Genomic DNA, 10,673 nt, shown 5'->3' on the forward strand with positions numbered 1-10,673 from the left:
AAAATATTACCCTTCTGAAAACTTTGAAAGCATAATAAATGAATTTTCATTAAATAAAAAATTAAACAATGTAATTGTTAAAGAATTTAAAATAATAAATGAAATCAAAACAAATATAAAAAACATAAAAGAAGAAATAAAAGAAATAATATCTACAAGTAAAAAAGAAAAAATATACAAAAAGAATAAAATAAAAAACGAAATCGATGTTATTACAAAAAACAAAGAAAATATTTTAAAAAAAATTGGTGAAGAATTTATTGAAGCCACAAAAAAAGATAAAATGATAGCCAAAACAAATGCAATCAACTCAACAATCCAAAAAATAGAAAAAACAAACCAAAAAATATTAAACTTAAATAATGATTTAATAAAAATAACAAAACAAGAAGAAATAAAAAACATTCAACAAAAAGTGCAAATCCTAACAAAAGAAAAAGATAAAATTAATAACAAATTAGACGCATTGGCTTCTAAAATAGAAGTTATTCAAAATGAACTTGACAATGAATAAAAAATAAATATAATAAATTAAAGTTACGGGCCCATAGCTCAGTTGGTTAGAGCACCCGACTCATAATCGGTAGGTCCCAGGTTCAAGTCCTGGTGGGCCCATTTTGATTTTTTCAACTAACTTTAAAAAAAAGATTTGAATTTTTTTCTACATAATAAAAACTTATATAATTATCAAATGTTTTATCAATCTCCAGAGTATCTATTGAATCAATTCTAACAACTGAAGAGACAGAATGCAGTTTGTATTTATAGGTTTTAACAAAAAATACTTTGGAATTGCTTAACTTGTTTAACATTTCCATATCTTTAGACTTATATACATAATTGTGAACATCATCTAAATCATATTTTGACATGCCCAAAGAAATAACAAGCTCTCTACTGTATACTCTCATGCCCTTATCAAAAAGACGAACACACGAGGTAAAATCTTCAAAAGTTTTATCAAAAAAATCAAATCTCAAATCTCTACAATATAGAATATCCTTACCAAGGCTAGAATCAATAAAAAAAGAGCTATAATTATCATTAATCACTTGAATAAACTCATTAGTATTCTTATTCTCTATTGATAATTTAAAAACATCTTTTGGATTTAAAACTTTAATTGCAAAATCAAAACTCATAGAGTAATCTAAAAGATTCTCAGTAAAATAATAATTTATCTTATAATCAAGCTCCTTTATTTCCGGATAATTTATTTCGCAAGAACAGGCAAAACAACAAAAAAACAATATTAATTTAAATTTTAATACGCTCTGCATACTCTTTAGTTTCAGAATTAACTAAAACCTTATCTCCAACGTTAATAAAAAGTGGAGCTTTTACTACAAGCCCTGTATTAAGAGTAATATTTTTCATTGCATTTGTTACAGTATCGCCTTTAACAGCCGCCTCAACCTCTACAACTTCAAAAGCAATCTTTGGGGCCAACTTAATATCAATAACCACATTGTCAAAAGTTATAAGAGAATAGATTTCAGACTCCTGCAAAAAAGGCACTTTATCTTGTAAATTAGCACTTTCTTTTAAGTCCAAACTAATTTGATCATAAGTTTCTAAATCCATAAAAACCAAAACGTCTTTATCTTTGTATAAATACTGAGCACTAACTTCATAAATTTCAATAGCTTCTGCAGTATCTGCCCCTTTTAAAGTTTCTCTAATGACAAATTTGTTTTTTAAGTTCTTAAGCTTTAATCTTATTATTGCCCCTCCCCTGCCTGTTTTTGAAAATTCTCTTTCAAGAACAATATGAGGAGCCCCTTTGATAAGCAAAAAAGAACCTTTTTCAATCTCACTAGATTTCACTACTGCCATTTAAATACCTCGCAAAACTTAACATACAAATCTAGTAGTAATTTATACCAAAAAATTAAAATATTTGCTATTATTCCTCAATTACAACTTAATCAATAAAGCTAATTTATAATTGACTTATTTTAAATTAATGATATTATATACTTAAACAAAGGAGTTTACTTGATGAAAAAAGTTATTATCTTAATTTTTATGCTATCAACAAGTTTATTATACAACTGTAAAAATCAAGACAATGAAAAAATTGTATCAATTGGGGGATCTACAACTGTAAGCCCAATACTAGACGAAATGATTTTAAGATATAATAAAATAAACAATAATATTAAAGTAACATACGATGCGCAAGGAAGTAGTGTTGGCATAAACGGGCTATTTAACAAAATATATAAAATAGCAATATCATCAAGAGATTTAACTAAAGAAGAAATTGAACAGGGGGCAAAAGAAACTGTATTTGCTTATGATGCTTTAATTTTTATTACAAGTCCTGAAATAAAAATTACAAATATTGCAGAAGAAAATCTAGCCAAAATATTAAATGGAGAAATTCAAAATTGGAAGCAAGTGGGAGGCCCTGATGCTAAAATTAACTTTATTAATCGAGACTCTTCTTCTGGTTCTTATTCGTCTATAAAAGATCTACTTCTTAATAAAATATTTAAAACTCAAGAAAAAGCTCAATTTAGACAAGACGGAATAGTGGTAAAATCTAATGGAGAAGTAATTGAAAAAACAAGCCTTACTCCGCACTCAATAGGATATATAGGGCTTGGATACGCAAAAAATTCAATAGAAAAGGGTTTAAATATTCTTTCTGTCAACAGCACATATCCTACAAAAGAAACAATAAATAGCAACAAATACACCATTAAAAGAAATTTAATAATAGTTACAAATAATAAATATGAAGATAAAAACGTAACTCAATTTATTGATTTCATGACAAGCTCAATCGGACAAGATATTGTTGAAGAACAAGGTTTTTTAGGGATAAAAACATAATTAAATCAAAGAAAAAAAAACTTGACTTAATATTAAGTCAAGTAATACAATTTAACACTGACATGAGCTTTAAGGGATTCTTTTAAAAAATGCATCTAAGCTTAAAGACAAAAAGAAAAATAATTTCAATTATTTTCAAATCTTTTATTCTTATATCTGCAATAATCAGCTCTCTATCAATATTGTTTTTAGGTTTATTTATATTAAAAACTGGAATAATGCCATTTATTAATAACAAAATTAAAATTTTAAACTTTTTATTTAGCACCAATTGGGATCCTACCAGCAATCTACAAAAATCTTATGGTATCTTAGCATTCATTATTAATTCCTTTTTAACTACACTTTTTTCTATTTTAATTGCTTTACCAATTGGATTAGGATTTGCAATATATTTACTTGAAAAAGCAAAAGGATTTTATGGGCAATTTTTACAAACAGTAATAGAACTCTTGGCAGGAATCCCTAGTGTGGTTTACGGATTTTTCGGAAGCACATTTGTTGCAACTTTAGTAAAAAACATTTTTCAAAGAGAAGACAATTTGGGATACAATTTAATAAGCTCATCACTCATATTAAGCATAATGATAGTTCCCACAATAATTAGCGTTTGTTATTCATCACTTAAAGCTGTTCCAAAATCATATAAATTTGCATCTCTTGCATTAGCAGCAACAGACTGGCAAACAATATATAAGATAATAATACCATCAGCTAGTCGAGGTATTTTAGCAGGAACAATATTGGCAATAGGAAGAGCTATTGGAGAAACCGTGGCAGTATTAATGGTTGGAGGAGGCTCTCCTCTTTTTATAAAAAACGTATTTTCTCCCATTAGAACACTAACTGTAAACATTGCTATGGACATGGGATACGCATCAGGGGTTCACAGAGAAGCTCTCTTTTCTACAGCTCTAGTATTATTGTTATTTTCAATAATTACAAATTTACTCAAAAATTTTATACTATCTTCCAATAAAGGGTTAAAGAAAAAGTGACCAAAACTCAAATAAATAAATTGATTAATAAGTTCTATTTCTTTATAATCAATTCTATCGCATATTTTTTAACAGCAGTATTAATTTTTCTAATAGCATATGTATTGTATAACTCTTTATTTTATTTCAAAAAAAAACAAACTTTATTTTTAAACAAAACTCAAAGCTTTGTACCATTTAAATCAGAAGACAACAAAGAAATACAAATTGTTTTTATTGTTAACAAAAACATCAATACAGACAAAATATCAATAGAAGATATTCACAACATATATAATAATAAAATTTCACACTGGGGAAGCATTTCAGATCAAGGAATTGACATTATACCTATTGCAAGTTCAATTGACAGCATATCTAACAAAGCCATTTTAAAAACATTAATCAAAAACAATGTATTTAATAAAAGATACATAAAAATCGAACCATCTACAAAAAAAATACTTCAAATCATAAACAGCACAATAGGCTCTATAAGTTATTTAACAAAAGAAGAATTTGAATCCATAGATCTTAAATTATACCCCAATATTAAAGCTTTAAAAATAAAAACTATGTCTGTCTTAATAAGTAAAAAAACTTTAACAAAAAATGAAAACGAAATAATAAATACATTGGGTGTCGATGAAGTTGAAAAACTTATCAAAGGCAAAGAAAAATGGATCAATTTAATATCAAAGGACATTAAATTAAAAATAATAAAATATCTTGATCAAGAAGAAACTATAATACAAACTATAGAAAAAACAGAAGGCACACTAGCAATTGTGCCTTGGCATTATTTTCAAAATTTTAAAGCACCCTTTATTAAAATGCACTACGTTGATAAAAGTAGTCCTTTGAATTTAAATTTTATATTATCTATTCCAAGAGATTCTGGTGCATATGGTGGAATTTCTTATTTAATATTAAATACTTTTTATGTAATACTATTAACAACTGCTATTTCAATATGCATTGGAATAGGAACTGGTATAATGCTTGCCGAATATACTTCTAGTAAAATATTTTACAAAATACTTTCTATGAGCGTTGACATTCTTTCTTCAATTCCTGCAATAATTTTTGGACTTTTTGGACTGATTTTTTTTGTACCAATTCTTGGAATAGGAATACTCTCAGGAGCAATAACAAGCTCCCTAATGATATTACCAATGATTGTTAAAACAACCGAAGAAGCATTTAAAACAATCCCAAAATCATACAAGTACGCTTCATTCGCATTAGGGGCAAATAAAACAGAAACTATAATTAAAGTTATGGTTCCAGCAGCTATTCCCGGAATACTAACAGGAATAGTTCTTGCAATAGGAAGAGCTTTGGGAGAAACAGCTGTATTGCTTTTTACAATGGGAACAAACTTGGGACTTGCAACAAATTTAAATGAACCATCAAGAACATTAACTGTACACTTACTAATGTTATTTCAAGAAGGACACCTGGACAAAGGATTTGGAACAGCCTCAATACTTGTTATTATGATACTTATAATAAATTTAACATCAAAATTTTTAATAAACAAATTATATAGGATTAAATAAGTGATAAAAGAAAAAGATACACCAAAAAATGAAGTTATAATAGAAACAGAAAATCTGAATCTATTTTATACAGACTTTAAAGCTTTAAACAAAATAAATATAAAAATACTAAAAAATAGTATTACTGCCTTAATAGGCCCATCTGGCTGTGGAAAATCAACATTCTTAAGAACTCTCAACAGAATGAACGATCTTGTTGAAGGCATTAAAATAGAAGGCAATGTAATATATGAGGGAAAAAACATTTATTCAAATAATTTCGATATCCTGGAGCTTAGAAGAAAAATAGGAATGGTGTTCCAAACTCCCAACCCATTTTTAATGTCTATCTATGACAATATAAGCTATGGTCCAAAAATACATGGAACAAAAGATAAAAAAAAACTAGACGAAATAGTAGAGCAATCACTAAAAAAATCTGCACTCTGGAATGAGGTCAAAGACAAACTTCATACAAACGCCTTAAGTCTCTCGGGAGGCCAGCAGCAAAGGCTCTGTATTGCAAGAACTCTCGCAATAGAGCCAAATGTAATACTGATGGACGAACCTACCTCTGCTCTAGATCCAATATCAACAGGCAAAATTGAAGAGTTAATAATAAACTTAAAAGAAAGTTACACAATAATCATTGTAACGCACAATATGCAACAAGCCGGAAGAATATCTGACAGAACCGCATTTTTTCTTAATGGATGCATCGAAGAAGAAAGTTCAACTGATGAACTATTCTTCAATCCTAAAAATACTAAAACTGAAGAATATATCAGCGGAAAATTTGGATAATTTCAACCCAATGAAACATCAAGAAACATCATTAATGTAAAACCAATAACACCAAATATGCTTGGCACTTTATTGTCAATGTCTTTCCTCTTAGCTTCGGGTATTAATTGTTCAATTGACACATAAATCATAGCTCCTGCAGAGAAAGCTAACGCAAAAGGTAAAATTCGGGTAAAAGAATAAACCGCATAAGCACCCATCAGCCCCCCCACAATTTCTACCAGCCCCGACATTTGACCATAGTTAAAGCATTTTGCTAAAGCAACATTGCCTCTTCTTAAAGGTAGAGAAATAGCTGCTCCTTCGGGAATATTTTGAATGCCAATACCAAGCGTAAGAAGCATAGCCCCAACCAAAGTTTGAATATCTGGATTAGACGCCAAAGCCCCAAAAGCAACTCCAACGGCTAATCCTTCTGGAAAATTATGTAAAGTAACAGCAGTAAAGAGTAAAAAATCTTTTTTACCATGCTTAGTTAAGTCTTCATCAATAAAAGTAAGTTTATCAAGATCTGGAACAAATACATCTACAATATATATAAAAAATGCTCCAACAAGAAATCCAAAAACAGCCGGCACCCAAGTAATGTAACCAAGTTCTTCGGCTCTTTCTATAGCAGGCTGAATAAGCGAAAAAAAACTGGCCGCTATCATAATACCAGCTGAAAAACCAAGCATAGCGTCCATTATTTTATTATCTACCTTTCTAAAGAAAAAAACTGCTGCTGCTCCAAAAGCTGTAGTAAACCAAGTGAAAGTAGACCCTAAAAGTCCCAATAATACAGGATGCAAAGTCAATAAATAATCTAAAATTGATTTTATCATAAAGCCTCCTATTAAAACAAATCAACAAATAATAAGTAATTTACTCATCAATCAAAATAGCTTTTATTCTTCTTATACCTGAAGATGAGGATTGTTCTTTTTGTATTTTAAAAGTACCAAGTTCATTGGTATTCTCTACATGAGGGCCCCCACAAACTTCAAGTGAAAATCCATCTATCTCATAAACACTCACCAAGTCGTCATATTTTTCTCCAAAAAGAGCCATAGCACCTTTTTTTCGAGCTTCACTTAATTTCATTATAATTTTTTTTACAGACAAAGAATTTTTTATCTGTAAATTAACAATCTCTTCAACTTTTTTTATCTCATCATCTGTCATCTTTTCAGAATGAACAAAATCAAACCTTAATCGCTCAGCAGTAATATTGCTTCCTTTTTGTCTAACATGATCGCCTAGTACTAATTGAAGTGCCTTATGCAGCAAATGAGTCGCTGTATGTAGCTTAGTGGTCTCATAAGTATAATCGGCAAGCCCACCTTTAAAGACTTTTTCACCCCCTTTCTTTGAAGTCTTTTGATGCTTCTTAAAATGCTCATTAAAACCCAATTTATCAATGTTAAAGCCATATTCAATAGCAAGTTCTTCTGTTACTTCGTATGGAAAGCCATAAGTATCGTATAGTTTAAAAGCAATATCACCAGGAATGGTCTTAGAAGGTAAATTTCTTGTTATTTTAATAAATTCTTGCTCTCCTTGAGATAAAGTTTTAAAAAACTTTTCTTCTTCTATTCTTAATTCCTTTTTGATAAAATCCTTTTTTTCTGTTAACTCATTATAAAAAGATTTATAAATAGCTTCTACAGAATCAACAAGATCAGCTAAAAAATGGGATTTTATCTCAAGCTTCTTTGCATATCTTATAGAACGCCTTATTAGTCTTCTTAAAACATATCCTTGACCCAAGTTGGAGGGAAAAACAACAGAACTGTCAGCAAGAATAAAGCAAGCTGCTTTAATATGATCAGAAATTATTCTAATACATCTATCATTATCTTCTTTCTGTCCATAAATTTTACCGGAAATATTTTCTATTCTCTTTATTATGGGTATAAATGCATCTGTCTCATAAACTGAAGATTTGCCCTGCAAGAAAGCAATTGTCCTCTCAAGACCCATTCCTGTATCAACACATTTTCGATTCAATTCTATGTAATTACCATTTTCATCTTTATTGTATTGCATAAAAACATTATTCCAAATTTCAAAATACTTACCACAAGAACACGTAATATTACAGTCAATAGAACACTTGGGTTTTCCAGTATCCACATATATTTCAGTATCTGGTCCACAAGGCCCCTTAGATCCAACGGGACCCCAAAAATTGTGCTCCTTAGAAAGATAGTGTATTTTATCTTTGGAAATACCCAAACTTTCCCAAACTTTGGCAGTCTCTGTATCGCGGGGAATCTCTTGATCACCTTCAAATACACTCACGTAAAGACTGTCTTTTGGTATATTTAAATAATCAGAAGACGTCAAAAATTCAAAACTACACTTTACAGAATACTCTTTAAAATAAGCCCCAAGAGACCAATTTCCAAGCATTTCAAAAAAAGTTAAATGGCTTAAATCTCCAACCTCATCAATGTCGCCCGTTCTTAGGCATTTTTGAACATTAACAAGCATATCTCCTGATGGATGAACTTCTCCAAGAAGATATGGGATAAGGGGCTGCATGCCAGCTGTATTAAAAAGAACTGTAGGATCATTTTCAGGAACTAACGATTTCCCCATTATTTCAAAATGCTTTTTTGATTTAAAAAAATCGATATATTTTTTACGCAACCTATTAAGTGTCATTAAATAAATTCCTCATTTTTTCTATATATTGTTAAATCGCCTTTTAAAGTTAAATTTTTAATATAATTAACAAAAGCTGTTGTCATGGCTTTTAAATCTTTTTTACTTATTTTTCCTCCCAAAAAAGCTTCTTCATCTAAAATAATTTCTTTACGCCTTTTTGAAACATTTGAAAGTATTTTATCTCTAACCTCGTCAGCTTTATCCTTAATAATAATTGCAATCTCTTTGTCTGTAAACTCTCTTAAAATATTATGAAGGTCATTATCCATTATTCTCAATATTACATTGATATCAAATATTTTTTCTCGAATTTCGCTGTCCACAACAGGATTTAAATCCCGCATATTAATATTATTAAGCAAATTTTTCTCTTCATTAGAATCCATATAGCTTAAAATATCAACAAGAATCTTAGATCCATCAAGCTTATCTGTCTTAATATTCCCCTGCATCTTAAATCTATCCTTAAGCTTATTCGAAATTGCCTCTATTGTTTCCATGCTTAATTGCCTTGGCTTAACAAGATCTTTTACAAATTTTTTTCTATCTTCTTTTTCTAGCATTGAAAAAACATACTTTTTTTGATCTTTATTTAAATAATTATATAATATAACAAGCGTTTTAATATCTTCATCCTTAATTAATGCCCAAAGTTGTTCATGCTCAATTTGAGATAAATAATCAAAAGGAATAAAAATATCATTACCAGTAACTTTTTTATAAATTGATTTTGCTTTAGATTTTCCTAAGGTTTTATTTAATAATTCATAAGCAAAGTTATCATCAACCTTAACATACCTTTTTTGATTTCTTAGTAACTCTTCAAATTCTTTAATAATATGCTCTTTTTCTTCTGGAGCAATATAACTAATCTTTGAAATTTCTCTGGTAATTAAGATTATATCTGAATCATCAAGCTCAGACATAATCTTTGCAGATTTTTCAAGTCCAATAGCCAAAAAATATTTTGCAATCTTTGTGACCTTACTCTCTTTGCGAATAAACCCTGGCTTTAAATCATCAATATTGTTGGATTTAGGCTCAATAGGGGCTTTGTTTTTATTGCCCTTAATAAGGCTTATCCAAGATCTAAGCATAGAACCTTGAATCTCTGAATCGGAAAAATTTTTATTTAAACTTAAAGTATCAATTTCTTCAACCGTTTTTTTGCTTAAATTTTTAGCATTTTTATACTTGGAAAGCCTAGGATCCTGCATAACCTTCATCTCTTTTAATGTTTGTAAGAACTAGTAAATTGGGATGCTCTTTGAGAAGTCTAGCTGGACATTCATTAATAGAACTATTAGAGCCTAAAAAATTTTCTAAGGCACGCTTTTTATCAACACCCATAAATAATAAAACAACAGCTTTTGAACTAAACAAAGTTTTCGGCGTTAAGCTTATTCTTTTACTAGGAAATTTGGGAGAATTGTATTCATACTGATAACCTTCTACATCTGAAAATAACAATTTTCTTGAAGGAAAAAGCGATGCTATGTGGCCATCCTCGCCAACAGAAACTAAAATAAAATCAAAAATATTAAACCTAGAATTAAATTCAATATTATAGTCATGAATAGCTGTGGCTTCGTCTATTTCGCTATAAACAAAAGCATGAAATTTGGAAATGCTTATTAAATTTTTATCAACCATTTTGGAAAAAAAATTTTTATTTAAAAGGTTATAATTACTATCCTCATCATTTAATGGAACACACCGTTCATCAACTAAAAAAAAATGTGCTCTTTTAAAAGAAATTTTTTTTTTAAGAAAAACACTTAAAAAGTTAACTATACTTCGACCACCACAAATTCCAATACTTGTATATTTATCTTTATCTATATTCATATTAAAAAAA

At 29.1% G+C, this 10,673-nt stretch carries 10 protein-coding genes, 1 tRNA gene and 1 pseudogene; 6 read left to right on the forward strand and 6 right to left on the reverse strand.

Translation table 11 applies throughout. The features are described 5' to 3' along the window. A pseudogene (locus LRB30_RS04985) lies at window positions 1-514 on the forward strand (hypothetical protein); the annotation flags it as partial. Window positions 515-541: 27 nt separating this feature from the next. Next, a tRNA-Ile gene (locus LRB30_RS04990) sits at window positions 542-615 on the forward strand. 11 nt (window positions 616-626) lie between these two features. Here LRB30_RS04990 and LRB30_RS04995 read toward each other — a convergent pair. Together LRB30_RS04995 and efp are read right to left on the reverse strand one after the other, a co-directional pair. Then, window positions 627-1,280 (reverse strand): hypothetical protein, encoded by a 654-nt coding sequence (locus LRB30_RS04995; RefSeq protein WP_231019920.1) that lies wholly within the window; start codon window positions 1,278-1,280, stop codon window positions 627-629. After that, window positions 1,258-1,836: an elongation factor P gene (gene efp, locus LRB30_RS05000; protein ID WP_231014426.1), complete on the reverse strand. Its 579-nt coding sequence runs from the start codon at window positions 1,834-1,836 to the stop codon at window positions 1,258-1,260. The genes LRB30_RS04995 and efp overlap by 23 nt, the downstream gene beginning before the upstream one ends. A gap of 165 nt (window positions 1,837-2,001) precedes the next feature. Here efp and LRB30_RS05005 point away from each other — a divergent pair, with 165 nt between their 5' ends. From LRB30_RS05005 to pstB, 4 genes are all read left to right on the forward strand, one after another. Then, on the forward strand, window positions 2,002-2,841 hold the full coding sequence (locus LRB30_RS05005; RefSeq protein WP_231014425.1) for an extracellular solute-binding protein: 840 nt from the start codon (window positions 2,002-2,004) through the stop codon (window positions 2,839-2,841). 89 nt (window positions 2,842-2,930) lie between these two features. After that, window positions 2,931-3,839, forward strand: a complete 909-nt coding sequence (gene pstC, locus LRB30_RS05010; RefSeq protein ID WP_231014424.1) for a phosphate ABC transporter permease subunit PstC — start codon at window positions 2,931-2,933, stop codon at window positions 3,837-3,839. Between the two features lie 104 nt (window positions 3,840-3,943). Then, entirely contained in the window at window positions 3,944-5,380 is a 1,437-nt protein-coding gene (pstA, locus tag LRB30_RS05015; protein ID WP_231014423.1) for a phosphate ABC transporter permease PstA, read from the forward strand. Continuing rightward, on the forward strand, window positions 5,381-6,163 hold the full coding sequence (pstB, locus tag LRB30_RS05020) for a phosphate ABC transporter ATP-binding protein PstB (protein WP_002556817.1): 783 nt from the start codon (window positions 5,381-5,383) through the stop codon (window positions 6,161-6,163). A gap of 2 nt (window positions 6,164-6,165) precedes the next feature. Here the strand turns inward: pstB and LRB30_RS05025 are convergent, their stop codons facing one another. The 4 genes from LRB30_RS05025 to LRB30_RS05040 all read right to left on the reverse strand — a co-directional run. Further along, the gene (locus tag LRB30_RS05025; protein WP_002556818.1) at window positions 6,166-6,987 is read right to left on the reverse strand and encodes a ZIP family metal transporter; all 822 of its coding nucleotides are present in this window, start codon (window positions 6,985-6,987) and stop codon (window positions 6,166-6,168) included. Between the two features lie 40 nt (window positions 6,988-7,027). Beyond that, window positions 7,028-8,812, reverse strand: coding sequence for an alanine--tRNA ligase (locus tag LRB30_RS05030; RefSeq protein ID WP_231014422.1), 1,785 nt, complete (start codon window positions 8,810-8,812; stop codon window positions 7,028-7,030). Beyond that, complete coding sequence (locus LRB30_RS05035) at window positions 8,812-10,032, reverse strand: flagellar motor switch protein FliG (protein WP_231019923.1); 1,221 nt, start codon at window positions 10,030-10,032, stop codon at window positions 8,812-8,814. The genes LRB30_RS05030 and LRB30_RS05035 overlap by 1 nt, the downstream gene beginning before the upstream one ends. Beyond that, window positions 10,019-10,673 (reverse strand): 6-phosphogluconolactonase (locus LRB30_RS05040; RefSeq protein ID WP_231019925.1); only part of this gene is annotated, 655 nt, incomplete at its 5' end. The genes LRB30_RS05035 and LRB30_RS05040, both read right to left, overlap by 14 nt.

Source organism: Borreliella americana, assembly GCF_021043605.1.
Taxonomy (GTDB): Bacteria; Spirochaetota; Spirochaetia; order Borreliales; family Borreliaceae; genus Borreliella; species Borreliella americana.

Coding starts and splice junctions, on each gene's coding strand:
- pstC (WP_231014424.1), top strand. CDS start 2,931: ATGCATCTAAGCTTAAAGACAAAAAGAAAAATAATTTCAATTATTTTC.
- efp (WP_231014426.1), bottom strand. CDS start 1,836: ATGGCAGTAGTGAAATCTAGTGAGATTGAAAAAGGTTCTTTTTTGCTT.
- LRB30_RS05005 (WP_231014425.1), top strand. CDS start 2,002: ATGAAAAAAGTTATTATCTTAATTTTTATGCTATCAACAAGTTTATTA.
- LRB30_RS04995 (WP_231019920.1), bottom strand. CDS start 1,280: ATGCAGAGCGTATTAAAATTTAAATTAATATTGTTTTTTTGTTGTTTT.
- LRB30_RS05030 (WP_231014422.1), bottom strand. CDS start 8,812: ATGACACTTAATAGGTTGCGTAAAAAATATATCGATTTTTTTAAATCA.
- LRB30_RS05035 (WP_231019923.1), bottom strand. CDS start 10,032: ATGCAGGATCCTAGGCTTTCCAAGTATAAAAATGCTAAAAATTTAAGC.
- LRB30_RS05025 (WP_002556818.1), bottom strand. CDS start 6,987: ATGATAAAATCAATTTTAGATTATTTATTGACTTTGCATCCTGTATTA.